Below are 20,779 nucleotides of genomic sequence, written 5' to 3'. Positions count from 1 at the left end.
CTCCATAATGACAGTGGTTAAATCGGAGCAAGCCTTATAAATCGGAGCAAGCCTTTAAAGCGAAGCAAGCCTTGCTAGACGGCTTTACTGGGATGAAAGCTCCTGCACAGCGCTTTTGATTTCCTTCAAATCATTTATCGCTTTGCACTTCTTGACGAGCGGGCCTACTTCCTTGTCGCCCTGCGCCTTTACGGTACGCAACATCAACGCCACGGTTTTTCGAGCGGTTTCTTCAAGCTCCAATCTCTTTTCCGACTGTAATGGCTTGGCGATCGCCGATTCGATTTCCATGGTTGCCAGCTGGGCTTCGATGTAATTTTTCTTCACGTCGGCATTGGAAGTCAGCGTCGAAAGCCCCCCGTACAAGAGCGAGCATTCGGCAAAGCGGCGCACCACCTTGTCGCGCAAATCGGGGGCTTCCTTGTTTTCTTCAATCGCGCTGTTTATCGCCCCGGTCACGTCAAGGGCGGCCCATGCGGTGTCTTTGCTGGTGGTGGATTGCGCATAGGCAGAGTCCGGCAAAACCGACAGCGCCAAAAAAGCCAGCAAAACCATCAATTTGGAGCTATCGGACATCACTGGTTCCCTAATAAGATTTAGTCGCTGCTAAAGGAGTTCAGGGAGTTCGTCAACGCGGGAAGCGGCCCTTCGCAGCTCGCCGATAACGGAAATTGCAGGCCCGGCTTCCTCTCCCCGAACCACAGGCGTGGCTCGTTAATTTTGAGCACGACCAATATCGTACTCCGGCACGCTCACCAAGCCGTTTTCTCCCCGAAAAAACCTGACAAAGCGGATGCCTGGCTCCGGGGCGCAGCCTGGCTTGGCCGCAGGCGCAAGTTGAGTCCGCTCCTGCTCCAACCGGATACAGGCTCACACGTCGAATGCGATGGAACATGCTTGCTTGGCGCAACTGGGCTTGCGCGGGACCTCCACCAATCGCGACAGGAGAACTCGATTGGCGCGTTCGCCACTTGTCATGATCGCGGCCAACATTGCGAAAGCCACTCGCAAGCGGCGTCGCCTCTTGGCGCATAATTCCGTTCTCCCTCAGATCGAATGTCGTATTCGATGCCGTCGCAACTTCCATTTTAATTACTTCGTCCTTTGAGACTCAGCGCAGAGCCTTTCATCAGTCGCGCATTCTCTCGACTGGTTCGCGTTGCTGTCGTCGCTAAACACGTTGCTTTCGTCTCGGCAGCCGAGGCCCCGCAGCCTCATAAAAGATCGCAATCGTTGCGATTTCAAATTCGTTAAAGAACCGTCTATGGCTTGTTTTAAAGCCGTTTCGCGCGAATCGAAAATCGAACGGCACCCGGAAATCCCGGCACTTCACGCTCGATCATTCACAGATCACGCGCGCTTGAAGTGCTTCATTCTCAGATCACACGCGATTGAAGTCTTTAACTCCGAATTTAATGGAGACTATGAAATGAAATTCTATGTTTGCTTCGTCATCACAACAGAAACAGGACCAATTCAATGACGAATTTGAAGACACTAAGCGCTGTGATCATTCTTGGCGCGGCAGTTGCGACGCCGGCGTTCGCTCAGGATGCGGAAACCCTCGCGCCGAAGACGACTCATCACGTCCGCGTACATGCCAAGAATTATCGCGGAGCGTACAATCAGGTGAATGAGCCCGCCTATGTCGCCCCGAAAACCGCTGCACGGGACCCCTTCGGCTATGACGGCACGGAAGAATATCCGCGGCTCCTCTACTCCGGAAATTAATGCAGGCCAGCGGGGCGACGGGGCGTATCCAAACCGTTTTCCGTTTACCCCGTCAGCGTGGTCCCGGGACATTTTCAATGTCCCGGGAGCTGCATCGATGGCACGATTGCAGTGACAATGCGTTTTGGTGCTACCGGCTGTGACGGTACGGCCTTCTTGTGATCCTGACCGGGGATCGCCCTCAAAACAAACTTTCCGCACACCAGGCACATCGTAAAAGTCCCGATGGTTTTCGAGGATGCCGCGTCGACATCAATGATGCGAGAGGCTCTCCGCAAACAGTGGCCACCATGCCTGTGACGTCGCGTGGAATTTATTACTGCGAATGATAACACGTATAGTATCGTCGTGCGGATCGCGCCCTGATAACGAACGGCGAATCTATTGACTGAGGTCTATTGACTGGGATTGTGTGGCCTTTAGCCTCAATCAACCAGTCAGCCGAGCAGACCTTATGATTAACCGGGCGATATTGACCATCATATCCATTGCTACCGCCGCGGTTGTATCCGTCACGTCGGCGCAGGCGCAAATATCCGATACAGTGCGCATCGGCTATCAGAAATCCTCGACGCTGATGGCGATCCTGAAGGCCAATGGCGAGCTGGAAAAGGCCCTCGCACCGCTGGGCGTGCGCACCTCCTGGCATGAATTCACCAGCGGTCTGCCGGTACTTGAAGCGATCAATACCGGCAATATCGATTTCGGCGCCGACGTCGCCGATACCGTCCCCTTGTTCGCACAGGCTGCCGGCGCCAGGCTCGCCTACATTGCCGAGGAAGCTGCTTCGCCTTCGGCGCAGGCCATTCTGGTCGGAGCGGAATCGCCGATAAAGACGATCGCCGACTTGAAGGGGAAGAAGGTCGCGGTCACCAAGGGTGCCGGCAGTCATTTCCTGCTGCTCGCCGCCCTCGCCAAGGCGGGCCTCAGCTTCAAGGATATCTCGCCGGCCTATTTGACGCCGGCGGACGGCCGCGCGGCCTTCACCGGCGGCAATGTCGACGCATGGGTTGCCTGGGATCCGTTTTTGAGCAGCACCCAGCGCCAATCGGGCGCGCGCATTCTGTCCGACGGCAGCAACGGGCTTGCGAGCTACAAGCGATTTTATTTGTCGTCCGCGGCTTACGCGGACCGGCGCAGCGACGTTCTTGACGTCATCTTCCGCAAGCTGGACGAGACCGGCAAATGGGTGAAGGCGCATCCAAAGGACGCGGCCGGGTTGCTGACGGGTCTGTGGGGAATTGACGCACCGACCGTGGAAGAAGCCAACAGCCATCGTTCTTACAGAGTAGGCGTGGTGACCCCGGCTGGATTGTCGGAGCAGCAGCGCATCGCCGACGCGTTTTTCGCGGAACGACTGCTTCCGGTAAAGGTCAATGCCGCCGACGCCAAAATATGGACCCCAAAGCCGAACTGACACGTGGACTTATCCCGGTCTGACGCGGATCGGCATTCAGCCGTAATACGCGAACAGCTCGATCGGGTCGTTGAAGCCACGGACCGGATATTCGCCGACGCGCTCCAGAGCGAAATCGCTTTCAACGAGATCGGCGAACGCGCGGGACAGCAGCACCGGTTTGCCCAATTGCTTGGTGAGGGCTTCGAGACGCGAAGCCATGTTGACCGCAGGACCGATGACCGTGAAGTCGAGCCGGGTCCGCGAGCCGATGTTGCCGTACATGACGTCTCCGACATGGACGCCGATGCCGTAATTCAGCGGCGCACGACCGGTTTCAGCGTTCTTTTCGTTCAGGGCAGCCATCGCCCGACGGGCTTCGGCCACGGCACGCAGCAGATTTGCACAGGCTGACGGCTCGCTCAGCGGAAAAATGGCAAGCAAACCGTCCCCGATAAATTTCAGAATTTCCCCGCCATGCCGCTCGATCGGCTCTGACATCGCATCGAAATAGCTGTTGAGAAGATCGATGACGTCGTCGCGCGGCCAGTTGTCGGAAATCCCGGTGAAATCACGCAGATCGCAGATCATGATGGCGGCGCGCACCGTCGTCCCGGTTCCGCGTCTTGTGGCGCCGGCCAGAATGAGCTCGCCGGCATGCGAGCCGACATAGGTTTCGAGCAGCGTTCGCGCCAGCCGGTTCTTGATACGGATTTCGCTGACCAGCGCGAGAACCGGCAACAGTCTCAACAGCGCAGCGATATGCGCATCGTCAAACCCGCCGGGCCGGTCGGTTGCAAAGGTCACGAAATGCTGCTTGCCCAGCGAATGGTAGATCGGCCACGCCACATAATCGGTCAGGCCCTTCGCCCGCATCTCGTCATAGACGGCGTGCTTGCGGCCCAGCGAGGGATCGCATTCGAGATTCTCACGCACCTCGACAGCGCCGTCACGAATTTCATTGACCGGACTGTTGATGTATTCGGGCCGCCCCCCGACATCGTAGTCCAGTCTTACAATCTCGGCTCCGGGCGTGCCGTCAACCCATACGATCCGGGCGCCAAGCCATTGGGGATGGTGGATCATGACGTGAAGCGACGCCCGCTTGACGGGAGTGCCCGCTGCCTGGAGCCGGACACACATCTCGGCAAAAATATTGTCAATGAAGCGCTCATCGCGTGCGTCGTTGGTCAGCCAATGCACCACGTCGCCGACGGAATCCGCGGTAACGGGATCGATGTTTGGCGGCGCGTTCATATCTTGCTCCTGAGCAGTGACCTGGATCGTCACCGCCGGATATGTCGTATCCTTACTCGACGGCGTCAATGGAGCCGGCTGTAATTTGCGAAAGATCGAGCTCGATCAGTTGCGGGGGTACAGCGTCACAACCTTGTCATAGCCGCAATATCAGGCTGATCTGCGGGTTAACAATTGCTGCGACGCCTCGCGCGCCACGGCCCTCAATCCATCCAGTGTGACATTGCCTTGTTTGGCACTTTGTATCAGCTTTTTGGCGACATGCTTTCGGCTCTCGTGATCTCCGCCGTGAGGCAGGCCCGCGAACACCTCTTCGAGCGCGACGTCCATGTTTGCGGCTGTGCGTTCGTCAATTCCGGTCATCAGACATCTCGCCTGACTGGAGGAGCCAACTCCCCGACGCCCGATGGAATCGCAGCAGGTTCCTGGTTTGCGTCATTTCGCTCAAGCTCGGGCGACTCGTCGTAGCCGTAGCGGCTGCTGTAGAACAGCAAGCCCATCAGACCTACGCCAATCACGAGCGCGAAAATGATTCCGAGTGCCATGGCGAGGTAACCCGATTCAGGAACATCGGTACCTGCCGCCGAGGTCCAGCCATAATAGGACACAATGATGGCAAACACGAGCAACGCACCGAGGACCAAAAGCAGCGACCAGTTGCCGAAGCTCAATCCAGCTAGGGCGGACTTGAATGTGGCGAATGACGTCGCCTTCCTCTGGACATCCATGACCGATCTCCTGCCTGTGCGCTGACGGACGAGTTCCTCTGGTCTCAGTGTTACATGCGTTCGGGTGTCGAGAAATTATACGGGGGTGTTATCTGTCCTCACTTAAAGTCGCTAAAACCTTACCACGGCTTCTCCTGGTCCAGTTCACCCCACCCGCGGAATAAATCCGGGCACACCGGTCTCCACCACCGAGTTAAATCGGACATTTGTTGTAATGCGGTCCCGAATCTCCCGCATGGCGTCGTCAGGGAGAGCCGAAATCTCAAAATTCTCCCGGATGCGATGCGGTTTGGTCGAGGTGGTCAGGAACGCGGTGCCGCGCTGTACGGCCCAGGCCAGCGCAACCTGAGCCGGCGTCTTGCGCACGCGTTGCGCGATGGACTTAATCACTGGATCTTCCAGCAGATTCGGCTCCATCGCGTGTCCCACCGCAGCAAACGCCTGCAGTACGATGCCATGCTCCCGGCAGAAATCGAGCAGTTCCCATTCGGGAAGATAGGGATGGGATTCCACCTGCACCACGGACGGTTTGATCCGCGCGGCCGAAACGATCTCCCGCAGCTTCTCCAGCGTAATATCCGACAGGCCGATCGACCTGCAGTGCCCGTCATCCACGAGGCGCTCCAGCGCCTGCCATGTCTCCAGTAACGTCACGCCGGAATCGTAGATCACCCGGCCTTGCTCATCCCTTGGATCCTGCTCGTCGCCGGGTTTGAAGGCAAAGGGAGTATGGATGATGTAACAATCGACGGTGTCTATTCTCAACCGTTGACGGCTCGCGTCGAAAGCAGGTTTGACCCGCTCCGGACGATGGTTCGTGTTCCACAGCTTGGTAGTAACAAACACCTCTTCGCGCCGGACGGTCCCTGCCCTGAACACTCCCTGCATCGCCTCGCCGACCGCGGCTTCATTGCGGTAGCGTTCCGCGCAATCGAAGTGCCGAAATCCGACTTCCAATGCCGTCTTGGTGGCTTGTTTGGTCACCAGGGGATCAGGGATCAGGGTGCCAAACCCCGCGGCGGGCATCAAAACCGATCCATGATTAAGACGAATGGTCGTGTGGCGAAGCGTGTCAGGTGTCGTCATGGGAACATTCCTTTATTTGATGCAGCAAGTGCGAAGCATGGGACGCCTTCGGTGTTAATTGGCCGGCCGCGGTTTGCGGAGAAACAGCACGAGCGGGCTCACGATCAGCATGGCGAACATCAGGATCTTGAACTGACCGATGACGGCAACGACCGCCGCCTGCTGGGTGATCATGTCGTTGAGTGCGGCGAGGCCCGGCTTGGCGATTGAACCCGCCACATGAGCGGCGGTGCGGTAGGGCGTGAGGTTCTTCGCCAGCGCCAGATGCATCGCCTGGGTGTTGATGTAGAAGAAGATCTGGACGATCGCGATGCCTATCGCGCCTCCATAGGCGCGTGACACGCCGAAGAGCGCGGTGCCTTCCGGATGGAAGGTCGGATCGAGCGTGCCGAACGCCGCCTTGGTGAGGGACGGCAGCAACATGCCGAGACCCGCCCCCTGGAACAGGATCGCCATGATCACCGGACGCCGATCCATCGCGGGTGAATAGCCGAGCATCGACCAATTGGCATAGATCACCAACGCCAGACCGACGGTCACGAACAGCCGGTTATCGATCCACGCCGGGGCGAAGCTCATCAGCACCACGGCGCCCACAAGCGTGACACCGCGTGCGAGGGTGAGATACCCGGTGGTATCGACGGGATAGTTGAGCAAATCCTCCAGCATTGGCGAGGTCAAAGCCAGGGTCGGCAGCAGGACGAAGCCGACGGCGAAAAACATAATCGCCGAAAGCATGAAATTGCGGTCCTTGAACAGCGCTTTATTGAGAAAATGCACATCCGTCGTCAGGATGTGCATGACGAAAAGATAGAATCCCAGCACCGACGCAATCGCTTCGACCCAGATTTCAGGCGAGGCGAACCATTCCAGCCGCTCGCCGCGGTCAAGCATCATCTGCAGGCCGAGCATGCCGAGCGAGAAGAGCGCCAGACCGAAGAAATCGAAGGGCGGATTTTGCGCGGCTTTTTTCTCGGGCAGCGAGAGCGCCATCGCGAGAGCGATGAAGCCTGCGATCGGCAGGCTGAAATAGAAAATAGAGTGCCAGCCGTGATATTCACTGAGCCAGCCGCCGATGCTCGGCCCGGTGCTGATACCGAGCAAGAAACACACGATCCAAGCCAGTCCGGCCCGCTTATGGTGCGGCGGTGGCAGTACATCCAGCAAGATCGCCAGTGACAGTGGCGCGAGCGGGCCGCTCGCGGCCCCCTGGACGATCCGGGCAAACACGAACTGAATGGGAGTTGTCGCGAGCGTGTCGAGCATCAGGCCGAGCGAGAAGACCGCGAGGGACACCAGATAAACTGTCTTGCGGCCGTAACGCCCCGCGAGCCAGCGCGCCATCGGCATAACGGTCGCGCCCGCCGCGATATAGGCGGTGAACACCCAGCCGACCTCGTCGTCGGACATCGACAACGTTCCCTGGATATGCGGCAGGGCCGCATTCGGGATGGAGATATTCACCGACTCCATAAAAGTCGCCATCAGCGCCGCAGCGATGATGGCGCGACGACCGTCGATTGCGGAGCTCGATGGCAGGGCGATAATCATTTGCCGTCCGCCGCGAGCGCGAACTGCAGCGGGTGGCGCCAGGTCCGTCGATGGCCGGTGTCGACCCGCGCGGTGACACTGATGCCGGAAAACAGCGGACGGTTCGGATCGACCTCATCGAGCTCGAGACGCACCGGCAGGCGCTGGACAACCTTGACCCAATTGCCGGTCGCATTCTCCGGCGGCAGCACGGCGAAATCCGATCCGGTGCCCGGGCTCATGCTGACGATGTGCGCCTTGAATGTGCGATCCGGATAAGCATCCACATCGATCGTCGCCTCCTGGCCGGGACGCATGTGGGTCAGGCCGGTTTCGCGGAAATTCGCCTCGATCCAGATCCGGTGGCTCGACAGCAGCGAGAACACGGCGGCACCGGGATTGACGAAGCTGCCGACCTGGAGGTCCTCGACTCTGGTCACGATCCCATCGTCAGGCGCGGTGATCGTTGCATAGGACAGATCAAGCCGCGCACGGTCGAGCTGCGCCTTGGCGGCACGAACCGTCGGATGGCTGTTGACTTCGATGTTCGGATCGCCGTTCAGCGCGACAATGGTATTGGCGATCTGCTGTTCGATCGATGCAACGCGCTGACGGGCAACCTTCAGATCAGTCTCGGTCCGGTCGAACACTTCACGCGGGGTGAAGTCGTTTGCGACCAGCGCTTTCTTGCGATCATACTCGCGCTCGGCAAAAGCCCCGGAATCCCTGGCCGACTGCAGTTCAGCCTGCTGCTGGTGATAGGTCGTTTTGAGCGATTCGATCTGCAGGCGCGCGCTCGCCAGCCGCGCTTCGGCCTGATCGATCGCAATCTGGTAGGGCTCGGGATCGATTCGAAACAAGACTTGTCCCTGCCGGACACGCTGATTGTCCCGCACGGCGATTTCGACCGCCTGCCCCGCCACCCGCGCATTCACGGTCACTTTCGCCGCGCGAACGAACGCATCGTCGGTCGAGACATAAGGCTCCTCGACCAGGTACCAGGCGGCGCCGAACGCAGCCAACAAAATCGGCACCGCCAGCAACAGGGGCCGGCGCAGCCGCTCCCTGATTGTTTTCATCGGCATTGCGACCACCCGGTCGGGTGCCGGGCCATCGACAACGCGATCGAATTGCGTCTCCACTGCAATATTAATCCCCATCGCAAGCCCTCGCCCATTTTATTTTGTAACGTTTCATACAAATACAATACGACGGCGCTACAAACAAGGTAGCTGCCGATTTATTTTGTAGTGTTTCGTACAAATATGGTATGAACCCTCGGCAACCGGGATATTTGGCGACATGGCACAAAAAAACAGCGAAACCGGACCAGTGCGCCGCGGACGGCCGCGGGCCTATGACGCCGACACCGCGCTCAAGCGTGCCACAGACACCTTCTGGCGAACCGGCTATTCCGGAACCTCGCTCGACAGCATTGCTGCCGCGACCGGCATGAATCCCCCGAGCCTCTATGCGGCCTTCGGCAACAAGCGCGCGCTCTATCTCGAGGCGCTCGCGCATTATTGGGAACTCAGCCTTGCGGCGACGCGTAAGGCCCTTGCCGAAGATCGCCCGTTGGCCGAAAGCCTGATGGCAGCCTACGAGGCGGCACTGTCGATCTATTTTTCGGGTAAAGGACCCGCGCGCGGCTGCTTTGTGATCGGAACCGCGGTAACCGAAACCGTCGACGATCCGGATATCCGCAAGAGTGTTGCGGCAGGACTTCGTTCGATCGACGCCGATTTCGAAGCGCGTTTCCGCACCGCGCGTGACAGAGGCGAGTTGAAGGACGATGCCGATCCGACGGCGCTCGCAATCCTGGCTTCCGCGACGATGCACAGCATCGCTGTCCGCGTCCGTGCCGGCACGCCCCGCGCGGAGCTGCGGCAGATGGCGCGAAAGGCGGTCAGTGTAATCTGCGGATGCCAGATGATTCCGGTTAAAAAAGTGCCTTCGGGCTGAACGGATCGGGGCGGCCGGTGCCGGTGTTTCGCGCAAGCCCCGCCAGGTCGGCGATGAGAAAGGCCTGCACATTTCCGTTCGTCCTCTGTTGAAGGGTCACGCCATTGTGCAGGCCACCGGCGTGCTCGACCATCCAACACTAGGCACAAGCCGATCATATCAAGGTATGAGCTGGCATCGCGAGGCGACGACTGTTATTCACCGCCGATGCGGGCGCCTTTCTCAGCCACCGAACGCTTCATCAGCAGCACCGCGAGTAACGGCATCAGCGTCACCACGGCCAACAAGAAAAAGACATCGAAATAAGCCAGTGACGATGCCTGCTGCTGCCGCAAGTTCTCGAGCGTCTGCAAGGCCAATTGCTGGGCTGCGGACGCATCGCCACTCTGCTGCAGAAAAACGCCGCGAGCCTGCGCCAGGAAAGAAACCACGCCTGCATTGAACGAATCGAGGAACTCGCCGAGCCGCAGGACGTGAAATTGTTCACGGCGCTCCTGCATGGTCTGCGCCATCGAGGTGCCGACACTGCCTCCCTCATTACGCAAAAGACTGAGCAGACCGACGGCTGCGCCACGCAGCGCTGGTGGAATATAGAGATAAGCCGCGACGTTGGCAGGCGCAAAGCACATCGAGAGTCCAAACACCAGCAACACCCGGGGCCAGACCACCTGGCCGGGGCTGATCTCGATATTCATCTGCGACATCCAGTAATTTGCGATCGCCATGGTCAGCAGGCCGCCCGCGAGTAGCCACCGGGCATCCGCTCCCTTGCCAAGTGCCATGCCGACAAACGGCATCGCCAACAGCGCACCAAACCCCGCCGGCGACATGACCAGTCCCGCGCTGAAAGCATCATAGCCGAACAGGGATTGCAGCAGGGCGGGCAATGATGTGCTGGCGGCGTAAAGGATGGCGAAAGCGCCGAAGATGATCACGCAGCAGGCCGCGAAATTTCGTTCCTTTAACGGGCGAAAATTGACCACAGGATTGGGGTTGCGCAATTCCCAGAAGATCAGCGCGATCAAACCGAATCCGAAAAAAATCGTCAGCGTCTGCACGCGCCAGAACGGATCGCTTAGCCAGTCCCACTCTTGTCCCTTGCTGAGCATCACCTCCCAGGAGACCATGACGATCACCAGCAATGACAGGCCGATTCCGTCAAAACGCAGAGGCTGCTTGCGCAACTCCTTGCGCTCTTTGACGAGGTATTCCGGGTCGTGCAGCATGACATAGCACGCACCAAATGCCACGAGGCCAATCGGCAGGTTGATAAAGAACGCCCATCGCCACGAATAACTGTCAGTGATCCAGCCGCCGAGGGTCGGACCGACCACCGGCGCCAACAGCGCAGCCAGGCCAAACAGCGTCATCGCGATGCCTTGCTTCTCGACCGGAAAGGCGTCCAGCAGCACGCCCTGACTGGAGGGCTGAAGACCACCGCCCGCCAGGCCCTGCACGACGCGAAACACGATCAACTGGCCGAGGCTGGTGGCCATGCCACATGCGCCGGACGCGAGAGTAAAGACTGCGATCGACAGCAGGAAATAGTTGCGGCGCCCGAGCCGAGCCGACAACCATCCGCTGATCGGCAGGATGATCGCATTGGCGGCGAAGTAGCTGGTGATGACCCATTCGCCGTCGTCGACCGTGGCCGAAAGACCGCCGGCAATGTATCGCAGCGCGACCAGGGCAATGGTGGTGTCGAGCACCTCCATGAAAGTCGGAATGATGACCACGGCGGCGACAAGCCACGGGTTTACGGCGGCCCGTGGCCTTGAAGGTGAAAGGGCGAGGTCTGTCATTTGCCGGTGCCTGACGCGCTCGCGGCCGAAGCGCTGCCCTGCGATTGCGGCTGGAAGGCCCGAAGAAATGCCCCGGCATTCGGCCCGTTCACCGGTTTGTTCAGATAAACGTAAGGGACAACCGATGCGCCGATGAACAGCGGTTTCTTGTCCGGATCGTAACCCTCAAGCTCGATCCGGACCGGCAGCCGCTGGACGATCTTGATATAATTGCCGGTAGCATTCTGCGGCGGCAACAATGCGAGCGTCGATCCGGTGCCTATCGTAAAGCCGGTGATCCGGCCACTGAATACCTGCTTGTCGCCATAGATATCGACATAGAGATCGGCGGCTTGACCGATGCGCAGGTCGCGCAGTTGCGTCTCCTTGAAATTCGCATCGATCCAGATCTCGCTGAGCGATCGGATCGCCATCAAGCTCTGTCCGACCTGAACGTCATTGCCGGGATTGACGTTCCGGCGCGTGACGACGCCGTCGATCTCCGCGACGACATCGCCATAGCGAAGATCGAGCTCAGCCAGAGCCAGATCGCGTTTGGCAGCTTCGAGCTTGGCTTCGGCTTGCTTAACAGGCGGCGCCACCGGGGCGAGTTGATCGAACGTGCGGTCAACCCCGCCCTTTTCGAACGCTTCGAGCATCTGCTTCGGAGACTGATTGTAGGAATGTACAACGCCCAGTTCCGCCGCGGTCTGAATCAGTTCCGCCTGCGCCTGCAGGACCGAAGAAAACGTCTCATCGAGGTTGGCCGGTACCCGGTCGAGATCCGCGCTGTCTTCGGGCTGTGTCGACAGGCCCAACGAGACACGGATCTGGTTCGCATCCGCCAATGCCTGGACGACACCCGCCCGGGCAATCGACAATGTCGCCTGACGCTGGTCATAGAGCTCGCGGCTCGCCGTCTCGGATACGACCAACTGCGACGTCCGGTCGAATTCCTGCTGCGCGAGTACAAGCGTGGCCTTCGCTTTTCTGAGCGCGGCGACGCGGGCATGCAGCAGGCTTATCTGGTTTTCGACGTTCTCCACGACTTGTTGCAATTGCCAGCGACGGCTCCAGGCCTGCGCCTCGATACCGCGAACCGTGGCCTTCGCTACCTGGAGATCGGCCCCAGCAGTATCGACGGCCGCCTTCTTCACAGCGACGGCGTCCCGGAGCGGTTCCTTGTCCAACTCGACAAGAAGATCACCTTTGTGCACGCGGTTGTTGTCATCCACCAGAACCCGGGCGACCTGACCGTGGACGCGGGGGGCGACGGACGTCACATGCCCGTTCACAAAGGCGTCGTCGGTCGAAACCGTGCTGAGCACGAACCGGATCCAGGGAACGCCGAACACCGCCGCCGCGATCACCGCAGCGCCGAGCACACCGATCAGCAATGTTCGTTGCCGCGTGATTTCTCGCTTCGAAGCTGGTTTTGAGCCAACATCCACCCGTGGCGATGTGGCATCGCGATCGACCTTGGCATCCGTATTGCCTATTGCGGGCGCCTCGATCGAAGCTGCCACGCTCTTGTCTTCGACGGTGTCAGCAGGCATCGGACATTCCCTCCCAAGGAAGATCGCTTCTCAAGCAAATCAGTCGTGTTTATCGACGACGCTCAATTCGGACGGAGGACGCGTCGACTGCGCCCCGGGCGCCCCACGGGGATTGGTCTTGCCGTTGCCGACATCCCTTGACATTTCCAGACAAGTCAGCAGTTCAACGTAGCTCGCGAAGCCAGCAACCGTTGCCTCGACTACACAGCCGCTCCTGTCGGCGCCGACAAATTGCGGCCACTCCGTTTCAAGCTGCTGAAGCGCTTCAGCCTCATCACGAGAGCACCGGTCGAAAGCTTTGGAGGATTCGCTTTCGAAACGGCACTCCTTCGCGATATCGAATCGGGGGGGCGCATCGGAAATGGCGACGGGTGAAAGCGTCGTCAGGATGACGATTGGCAGGCGAAGCAGCATTTCGACCTCCTTGAGAAGCATCCTCCCAGCCATCGCATCGGCGACTTCCAGGGCAGACGCTTCAGGTATAAGGCGATCCCGACGCGATTTGATCGGGCTTCCCTCAATTTCAAGGTAGGGATATCCGCAACATCACTGCCGAACCATACAACCCAGGGCGGAAGCCGATCATATCAAGGTATGAGCAGGCATCATGAGGCAGCGGCTGGCCGCGATCGGCAAACGCGCCCTGCACGTCAAATCCGATTCAGAACTTTTTGTCACTGACCACGCGGAGGTCGATCCTGCCGATCAGATCCGAACGGAGCGCCTCGGCGGCGCTCATCGCAGCCATCGTCTGTTGTAACGTACTGATATTCGATCCGAGCGATACGATCCCGCCCAGTACGACGGCAATCGATCCGATCGCCACGACTTGGCTGGATCCGAATAGACCAAGTACCATCAAGAGCAGCAATACGACGCCGCCGGCGACTGCTGTTTTGGAAAACAATATAATCTTTCGGCATCGCTCGGAGACTTCGGCAAGCTCCTCGATCTGGGCTTCGATCCGTGAAATCTCGTCGGGGGGGTCGTCTTCATGTGTCAGATTCAAGATCGATATCCGGTAGGTTCACGCTCGGGCGCGCGGGCTGAGCGACCGAAACGAAAGCGCATTGCCACGTCGAATTCCCTGAAACAGGACTGCGTGGTTGGCGACATAGTGCCGATCGAAGGTATCAGGGAATTATTGTCAAGGGATGTCGTGTAGACAACACGAAAACAGCAAGCTTCCGTACCGCGCCAGCCTTCGCGTTCAGGCTGCGGCCTTTGCAGCCATCCGCCTTGCACCCATCCTCGCGGCGAGCAGCAACGCGGCGCGGAGAGCTCCGGGATTGGCGACGCCCTTGCCCGCGATATCGTAGGCCGAACCGTGTGCCGCGGTCAGCAGCGGAAACGGAAAGCCGCCCAAGAGCGTAATGCCCTGGTCAAATCCAATCAGCTTCATCGCAACCTGTCCCTGATCGTGATACATGGTCAATACCGCATCGAATTCGCCTTTGCGCGCGCGCACAAACACAGTGTCGGAAGGCACAGGGCCATAGCATTCAATGCCTTCGCCTAAGGCTTTCGTCACAGCCGGTTCGATCACGTCGATTTCCTCGCGGCCGAAATTGCCACCGTCGCCTGCATGCGGATTGAGGCCTGCCACGGCGATCCGAGGCTTTGTGAAGCCGCCCTCGCGCATCGCCTGATCCGTCAGACGCAATCCTCGCAAGACATTGTCGAAGGTGATCAGCGACGCAACCGCGGAAATCGGCACGTGCGAGGTGACACGGGCATTCCAGAGATTGGGCAAAACATTGAACTCGCTTGCCGTCCCCTTGAAATCCAACATCTCCGTCACGAAGACGATTTCATCCTCGTAAGCCGGATAGCCAAGCCGCATCGAAGCCTTGTTGAAGGGGCTGAACGCAACGACATCGGCCTCGCCGCGCGCGGCAAGCGCAATGGCGTATTTGAAATTGGCGATAGCGCTTTTGCCCGACGGCTCGGAAAGCTCCCCGACCGGAATCGTCGCCGGATCGAGATTCCCCAAATCCACGAAAACGGGACGATCTATCCTGGACGGCAGAGCCGCGTCTGGTTTCGTGTCGTTCAGATCCAGCTTGACGCCCGCGATCTCTGCGCCCCGGTCGAGCACACGGCGATCGCCGATCGCAACGATCTCTGCGGCTCCAGTCACCTCGGGGTCGGCCAGCAGGCGGGCGGTCAGTTCCGGGGCGACACCAGCCGGACAGCCGATGGCAAAGGCGATTCGTGGTCGGCGTGCCGTGGAGATTTGAGCAGGGTTCATGTCATCAGCCTTTTTGGAATGTTATTGACTGGCAGCGATTATTGCGCGGCAGTGCTAGCCTGCAGCATCGAGGTTTTGTAGACGTTCCGTGCCGTTTCGCAGAACAGGCTCTGCTGTTCGCTCTCGGAATATTGCGACGCGATCTGTTTGAAGCCCGAAAAGATCGTGTCGAACGTACCGCAGAGGCTGTCCACAGGGAAGTTGCTCGCGAACATCGCGCGCCCGGCGCCGAACATCGCGATGATTTCTTGCACGATCCAGCGGTTGTCCTCCACCGACCAGCGACGGCCACGCTGTCCGAGGCCTGAAATCTTGACCCGGACATTGGGTTCGGACGCGAAGCGGCCCATGGCTGCGTGCCATCCCGCGAGGCCCACCTGACTCCGGTCCGACGGCAGGCCTGCATGATTGAGCACGATGAGGGTGCGCGGAAAGTCACGCGCGAGACGAACCGCTTCATCCAGATTCCACCAGGGGGTCTGCAGATCGAAATGCAGTCCATGGCGCTCCAGCAGCGCATATCCTTTTCGCCACCCTTCATGCGACATCAGCGTGCGTTCCGCTCCGACCGCATCGGGGGTTGCGGGACCTCCCGGCTTGTGGCGAACGCTGCGCACCAGCGGAAAGGCCGCCTGCCCCGCAATCACCGATGGTGCGTCGCTGCGGTCGAGCCAGGCCTGGGCGACAACGGCATTCGGCAGGCCGAAGCACTCCGACACAGAGGTAATGTAACGGGTCTCGTCGATTGGAGCTTCCGGGTCCCATTCGGTTTCGACATAGACCGTCTCGGAAATCCGGTGCCCGGCGGCATCGGCAAGATAGTCGTTGGGCAGATAGCGGCGCTTGATGGCCGAGTAGTCGCCATAGCGAAACGGGATGTTGCTGTCGGGCTTCAGCCAGGGGTGGTTATTTGCAACCGGATCCCAGAAGTGCTGGTGAGCGTCCACAATCGGTCCGGTCCAGAGCGGTCGATCTGGCATGTCGTACTCCGTATCAACGCCCTTCGGCACTCTGGAAATCGATCAGCAGCGAACCGATCACGTAAAGGGCGGCACAGCCTGCGAAGAAGTACAGCACCATCAGGTAGGCTCCCGTAGACTGAAGGATCAGCCCGGTAATGATCGGAATCGCAATGCCGCTGGAACTTCCCGCAAAATTCATCGCGCCGCCGACGATGCCGACTTTGTCATGTGGCGCAAGAATGGCGGGAAAGCTCCAATAAAGGCTGCCGAAATAGAGCAGAAACAACGTGCACGACAGCAATGCCACTGCCGCCACCGGGTCCGAAATTTCGGGGAGTGCAAAGAAGGACAGCATGACGCCGAGACCTGACACGCCGAGGGCCCACTTGTAGACGGTGCCTCGCCGCATGCCACGTTCCTGAAGCTTGTCGACCAAAAAGCCGCTGGTGAGGGAGCCGAACATTCCGCCAAGGAAGATGACGAAGGTGGCACCGCCCATTTGCTTGAGGTCGAAGCCGCGCGCCTGCGCCAGATAGCTTGGACCCCAGGTCAGCAGGCCGAAATTGATCATGGCCCAGCTCATGCGGCCGACCAGAATGGCGGCCAGCGAACGCGGCGCGATGGTACGCGGAGCATCGCGCTGTGCGACCTGGGACGCCGACGCGGCCGCCTTGATGAGAGAGAGTTCCCCGGCATTGACGCCGGGATGATCGGCAGGCTCGTCACGAAGATACCACCAGGCGAGAGCTCCGAGCAGCATGGTCGCGATGCCGGCGACGACAAAAGCTGTCCGCCATGATCCGAGCGAGAGGATCAACCAGGCGATGATGACGCCGCCGAAGGCTGCGCCGAGCGGAGCGCCGCTATCCATCAGCACGGCCCCCCGTGCGCGCTCTTTCGACGAAAGCCAGATCGAATTGAGCTTGGCACCGGCCGGGAACAGGGGCGCCTCAGCCGCGCCGAGACCGACGCGGCTGATCAAGAGAGAAATCCCGCCACTGGCAACGCCGGCGATGGCTTGAAAGAGACCCCAGCCAACCGTGGCACCTGTAATCAACGAGCGGGGTCCGAAGCGATCGATCAGCCAACCGCCCGGAATCTGCAGCAGCGCATAGCTCCAGAAGAACGCGCTCAGGATGAGACCCTGCATGGCCGGTTCGAGCGAAAATTCCTTTGCGATTGTCGGCATGGCGATCGACAGCGTCACGCGATCAATCAGGTTGATGACGACAAGCACAAAAACGATGCCGAAAATCCGCCAGCGCACCGTGCTGGCGGCCCGTGCAGCAAGACCTTCGGTCCCGATGCTTGTCTGGATATGGTCCAGTCCCGACATGACGTTCCTCCCCGTTCCTCGAACTCTGGCGGTCCGACGGAATGTTGACGGGGAACGACGCTCGTTTTCGGCGACGCTTGCCCCTGCCTGACGTTAGCTCCCAAGGGGCCGGCGATGCTTGCCGCCGGCCATTCTTGTCAGGACGATACCTGACGGACCTATTCCCGCACAATGAAGAAACAGGGTGTAGTGACATCTATTCGGATACCACCAGCAGCGGCGTTGCCGACCCGCATTGGATGTTGGTGGCGGATATCATAATACTGGTGTCGATAGCTTTTGCACTGTGCCGTCGCACCTAGGTACCTTTTGCTCGAAAGTGGTCTGAAGTGAATAAAAACGAAGATGCTGATGATGGCCTGTTGGCTATGATCAAAAGGGCGATGAACCCGGAACATAGAGGGAGGACGGCGGAAAATAGCGACACCCCCAAAGCAGAGGATGACGCTCCCAAAACGGCCACTGAGCCGACTTTCGAGTCGATGGCGCCGGAGACAGTCGAACCCACCGAGGAGCAGCCCGCAGCCGAGCCAATCCCGGAAATTATCATAGCAACCCCGCAGTCCCGTACGCGCACGGCCGACCAACTGCAGAGCCTGATCCTGGACGCCCTGTCCAGGATTCCCGACGCACCGAAGCATGGCATGGCGATAACGGTTTACGGCTATCACCCTTGGAACGCGATGGTGAGCTTTGCACCGGGATCGACGAGGACTTCAACAGCTGCAATAATCCGATCGGCGCTCATCAAGGTGGTGGACGAGATGCGAGGTCACTTCGATATCGAGATGCCACGGGACTGACTTGCCCTTGATGGTCGCGATCCAATTCAGCCGTGATACGCAAACAGCTCGATCAGGCCGTTGAAGCCGCGCACCGGATATTCACCGACAAGTTCCAGTTCGAAATCGCTTTAACGAGGTCTATTATTTGCTTGCGACCGCGTTAATGGGACTCGCCTGTATCTGCTTGCGCAGGCAAACGACCGGCGGCACACCGCTGCTCAAAGGCCTTGATATGCGTATAGGCGAGCAACAATGTACGATGCGCAATTTTGGCCTCGCTGGCCCTGTCGAGCATGAAACCCAGGATGTGATCGACCTCCGTTCGGCCACCACGTTCGATGTCGCGCAGCATCGACGTCGCGTATTGCGAGTCCGCTTGGGAGAACGTCTCCTTCCACAATCTCATGAAGTCATCGCTGGGCGTATGACCGTTAGCGGCCGCGATGGCGGCGCCACACTGAAGCTGATCGAGGAAAAGTTCGCGGCCATTGGGAGTGCGGACAATTTCTCCGACATTCGCCCGCATCAGGCAGGTCATTGTGGCCGCGGTTGAGAGGTGAACCAGCTTTTCCCACATCCGCTGGACGATGTCGGTGACCGCGAAGGCTTCGACGCCTTTCGCAGCAGCAAACAAGGCTGCCAGCGTTTTCACGCGTTCGGTCATTTCGCCGGACTGTTCGCCAAAGGTAAGCGTCCGCCAATCGTTGAATTGGCGAATTGCGCCGCTCGGCGTAAGCGTTGCCTGAATCTTTGCGGTTCCGCCGAGTACACGGTGCTGGCCGAACCTTTGGTTCAGAACGTCGATGTGGGCGATTCCATTCAGGAAAGGCAATACGTAACCATCCGGCGCTAAGCCCGGTGCGATCGCGGCCACGGCGGCTTCGAGATCGTACGCCTTGCAGGTCAAAATGACCGCATCGTAAATTGGTGCCACCTCCGACGCGACCACGGTCTTCACAGCCAGTTGCGCGTCCCCGAACGGACTTTCGATCCGCAGCCCTTGCTCGGAAAGAATCTTACGCCGCCCATCACGGACAAGAAACGTGACATCGGCACCACTCCCAGCCAAACGACCGCCGAAATAGCCGCCAATTCCTCCGGCACCGAGCACCAGGATACTGGGATTACTCACGATAGGCCCTCCTCTTCCGCGACAATTGCCGCCTGAAGCGGCTTACTGCGCTTTGCGCGACTCCTCAAGGCGCGGATCGAACGCAAACTCGATCCGCACGCCGCTGGGCTCCCGCACTGGCGACTGAATTGTTCTCATCGAAACTCAGATCGTATCGAGCCGCTTTAACCTGGCTTCATCCCACACAATCCCGCTGCCGGCTCTCTCCGAGGTGACAACCAGTCCGTCGCGAATTTTCAACGGCTCCTCGATAATCGCATCCGCCCAGTCAACGTATTCAAGCCAATGGGCGGTAGGCGTTGCGCAAAGGAGATGCGTGCTGACTTCAGGCATCAGATGCGACGACATTTCAATGCCGTGGGCCGCGGCGATGCCGGCTGCGTGCAGCCAGCCGGTTACGCCACCTATCCGCGCGACATCGACCATCACGTAATCGCTCGCCTGAGCATTGACGGCACGCAGCAGGCCTTCCGGACCGTTGAAGTTCTCGCCGATCTGGATCGGAACCTTCAATTCGCGCGCCATTGCGGCGCTCGCCACATAATCATCGTGGGCAATCGGCTCCTCGAGCCAATAGATTCCCTCCTTTTCCAGCTCCCTTCCGCGAAGAATGGCTTCCGTACTTGTCAGCGCCTGATTGTAGTCCACCATGATCGCAACATCGCCGCCGGCAATGCTCCTGCGAACTGCGCTCAAGGCGGCCAGGTCCTCGAAAAGAGACGGGTATCCCAGCCGGAGCTTAACAGCCCGAAGGCCGCTCTCCAGCAGGGCTGTGGCTTCCTTCGCAAGGAGATCCGGCGGCATCAGCCCGAGGCCGCGGCTATCATAGGCGCGGAGCGATTTCGGGCTGGACCCGAGGAGCGAAGACAGCGGAACACGCTGCATCTGCGCGAGCGCGTCCCACATGGCCATGTCCAACAGCGAAAGTGCCATCCGGACGGTGCCGGTCACCCCAAGCAGCGCAAACTGACGCGAAAGGGTCTGCATTGCTTCAAGGGGCGTCGTATTCTTATCCTTCAAGAGATCGACCGCTTCGAAGAGATGCGACGACATCGCAACCGCTCCCGAGGGCCGGTAGCAAAACGCGTAAGCTCTGCCCGTCACACCATCTTCGTTGAGCAAATCGACAAGCAGCAGCGGCACGGACCTGACGATCGCCGCACTCGTTCCAAGTGTAAATTTCAGCGGAACCATCACACCGCGGGTCGTCAACGAGCGAATTCGCTGCCCTTCCGCGTTCAAGCCATTGGTCATTTTGATCTTTCAGTACTCTTCCAGAAACCGGG

Annotated in this window: 20 protein-coding genes; 4 read left to right on the top strand and 16 right to left on the bottom strand. The window is 59.3% G+C overall.

Features of this window, described 5'->3' with window-relative positions:
- Window positions 1-84 precede the first annotated feature (84 nt).
- A complete protein-coding gene (locus HB676_RS03680; RefSeq protein ID WP_213736314.1) occupies window positions 85-576 on the bottom strand; it encodes a hypothetical protein in 492 nt (163 codons plus the stop codon).
- Between the two features lie 903 nt (window positions 577-1,479).
- Between HB676_RS03680 and HB676_RS03675 the strand changes: the two genes are divergently transcribed.
- Together HB676_RS03675 and HB676_RS03670 are read left to right on the top strand one after the other, a co-directional pair.
- A complete protein-coding gene (locus tag HB676_RS03675; protein ID WP_213736313.1) occupies window positions 1,480-1,731 on the top strand; it encodes a hypothetical protein in 252 nt (83 codons plus the stop codon).
- A gap of 454 nt (window positions 1,732-2,185) precedes the next feature.
- Window positions 2,186-3,148: an aliphatic sulfonate ABC transporter substrate-binding protein gene (locus HB676_RS03670; RefSeq protein WP_213736312.1), complete on the top strand. Its 963-nt coding sequence runs from the start codon at window positions 2,186-2,188 to the stop codon at window positions 3,146-3,148.
- A gap of 36 nt (window positions 3,149-3,184) precedes the next feature.
- On the opposite strand, the gene HB676_RS03665 is transcribed toward HB676_RS03670, so the two are convergent.
- The 6 genes from HB676_RS03665 to HB676_RS03640 all read right to left on the bottom strand — a co-directional run bounded on the left by HB676_RS03665 (window position 3,185) and on the right by HB676_RS03640 (window position 8,888).
- Window positions 3,185-4,384 carry an adenylate/guanylate cyclase domain-containing protein gene (locus HB676_RS03665; RefSeq protein ID WP_213736311.1) on the bottom strand — a complete coding sequence of 400 codons (1,200 nt, stop codon included), beginning with the start codon at window positions 4,382-4,384 and terminating at the stop codon, window positions 3,185-3,187.
- Between the two features lie 150 nt (window positions 4,385-4,534).
- On the bottom strand, window positions 4,535-4,747 hold the full coding sequence (locus HB676_RS03660) for a hypothetical protein (protein WP_213736310.1): 213 nt from the start codon (window positions 4,745-4,747) through the stop codon (window positions 4,535-4,537).
- The gene (locus tag HB676_RS03655; protein WP_213736309.1) at window positions 4,747-5,112 is read right to left on the bottom strand and encodes a hypothetical protein; all 366 of its coding nucleotides are present in this window, start codon (window positions 5,110-5,112) and stop codon (window positions 4,747-4,749) included. Before HB676_RS03655 ends, HB676_RS03660 begins: the two co-directional genes overlap by 1 nt.
- Window positions 5,113-5,256: 144 nt before the next feature.
- Window positions 5,257-6,198: an aldo/keto reductase gene (locus HB676_RS03650; protein ID WP_213736308.1), complete on the bottom strand. Its 942-nt coding sequence runs from the start codon at window positions 6,196-6,198 to the stop codon at window positions 5,257-5,259.
- Between the two features lie 54 nt (window positions 6,199-6,252).
- Window positions 6,253-7,749 carry a DHA2 family efflux MFS transporter permease subunit gene (locus HB676_RS03645; RefSeq protein WP_213736307.1) on the bottom strand — a complete coding sequence of 499 codons (1,497 nt, stop codon included), beginning with the start codon at window positions 7,747-7,749 and terminating at the stop codon, window positions 6,253-6,255.
- Complete coding sequence (locus HB676_RS03640; protein ID WP_213736306.1) at window positions 7,746-8,888, bottom strand: HlyD family secretion protein; 1,143 nt, start codon at window positions 8,886-8,888, stop codon at window positions 7,746-7,748. The genes HB676_RS03645 and HB676_RS03640 overlap by 4 nt, the downstream gene beginning before the upstream one ends.
- Before the next feature lie 142 nt (window positions 8,889-9,030).
- On the opposite strand from HB676_RS03640, the gene HB676_RS03635 reads away from it, so the two are divergent.
- Entirely contained in the window at window positions 9,031-9,690 is a 660-nt protein-coding gene (locus tag HB676_RS03635) for a TetR/AcrR family transcriptional regulator (RefSeq protein ID WP_213736305.1), read from the top strand.
- Between the two features lie 194 nt (window positions 9,691-9,884).
- On the opposite strand, the gene HB676_RS03630 is transcribed toward HB676_RS03635, so the two are convergent.
- The 7 genes from HB676_RS03630 to HB676_RS03600 all read right to left on the bottom strand — a co-directional run bounded on the left by HB676_RS03630 (window position 9,885) and on the right by HB676_RS03600 (window position 17,576).
- Window positions 9,885-11,492, bottom strand: coding sequence for a DHA2 family efflux MFS transporter permease subunit (locus HB676_RS03630; RefSeq protein ID WP_213736304.1), 1,608 nt, complete (start codon window positions 11,490-11,492; stop codon window positions 9,885-9,887).
- Window positions 11,489-13,027, bottom strand: a complete 1,539-nt coding sequence (locus HB676_RS03625) for an HlyD family secretion protein (protein WP_213736303.1) — start codon at window positions 13,025-13,027, stop codon at window positions 11,489-11,491. Before HB676_RS03625 ends, HB676_RS03630 begins: the two co-directional genes overlap by 4 nt.
- A gap of 39 nt (window positions 13,028-13,066) precedes the next feature.
- Window positions 13,067-13,441 carry a hypothetical protein gene (locus HB676_RS03620; RefSeq protein ID WP_213736302.1) on the bottom strand — a complete coding sequence of 125 codons (375 nt, stop codon included), beginning with the start codon at window positions 13,439-13,441 and terminating at the stop codon, window positions 13,067-13,069.
- Between the two features lie 247 nt (window positions 13,442-13,688).
- On the bottom strand, window positions 13,689-14,030 hold the full coding sequence (locus HB676_RS03615) for a hypothetical protein (RefSeq protein WP_213736595.1): 342 nt from the start codon (window positions 14,028-14,030) through the stop codon (window positions 13,689-13,691).
- A gap of 207 nt (window positions 14,031-14,237) precedes the next feature.
- Window positions 14,238-15,278 (bottom strand): 4-hydroxythreonine-4-phosphate dehydrogenase PdxA, encoded by a 1,041-nt coding sequence (locus tag HB676_RS03610; protein WP_213736301.1) that lies wholly within the window; start codon window positions 15,276-15,278, stop codon window positions 14,238-14,240.
- Window positions 15,279-15,316: 38 nt separating this feature from the next.
- Window positions 15,317-16,288, bottom strand: a complete 972-nt coding sequence (locus HB676_RS03605) for an amidohydrolase family protein (protein WP_346347249.1) — start codon at window positions 16,286-16,288, stop codon at window positions 15,317-15,319.
- Entirely contained in the window at window positions 16,272-17,576 is a 1,305-nt protein-coding gene (locus HB676_RS03600; RefSeq protein ID WP_213736300.1) for an MFS transporter, read from the bottom strand. The genes HB676_RS03605 and HB676_RS03600 overlap by 17 nt, the downstream gene beginning before the upstream one ends.
- A gap of 329 nt (window positions 17,577-17,905) precedes the next feature.
- On the opposite strand from HB676_RS03600, the gene HB676_RS03595 reads away from it, so the two are divergent.
- On the top strand, window positions 17,906-18,379 hold the full coding sequence (locus HB676_RS03595; protein WP_213736299.1) for a hypothetical protein: 474 nt from the start codon (window positions 17,906-17,908) through the stop codon (window positions 18,377-18,379).
- A gap of 142 nt (window positions 18,380-18,521) precedes the next feature.
- Here HB676_RS03595 and HB676_RS03590 read toward each other — a convergent pair whose 3' ends face one another.
- Both HB676_RS03590 and HB676_RS03585 read right to left on the bottom strand, forming a co-directional pair.
- Window positions 18,522-19,493 carry a 2-dehydropantoate 2-reductase gene (locus HB676_RS03590; RefSeq protein WP_346347248.1) on the bottom strand — a complete coding sequence of 324 codons (972 nt, stop codon included), beginning with the start codon at window positions 19,491-19,493 and terminating at the stop codon, window positions 18,522-18,524.
- 144 nt (window positions 19,494-19,637) lie between these two features.
- Window positions 19,638-20,747: an enolase C-terminal domain-like protein gene (locus HB676_RS03585; RefSeq protein ID WP_213736298.1), complete on the bottom strand. Its 1,110-nt coding sequence runs from the start codon at window positions 20,745-20,747 to the stop codon at window positions 19,638-19,640.
- Window positions 20,748-20,779 lie beyond the last annotated feature (32 nt).

It is taken from the genome of Bradyrhizobium sp. dw_411 (genome assembly GCF_018449695.1).
Lineage (GTDB): Bacteria > Pseudomonadota > Alphaproteobacteria > Rhizobiales > Xanthobacteraceae > Bradyrhizobium.
This window is presented reverse-complemented; position numbering and strand designations above follow the sequence as displayed.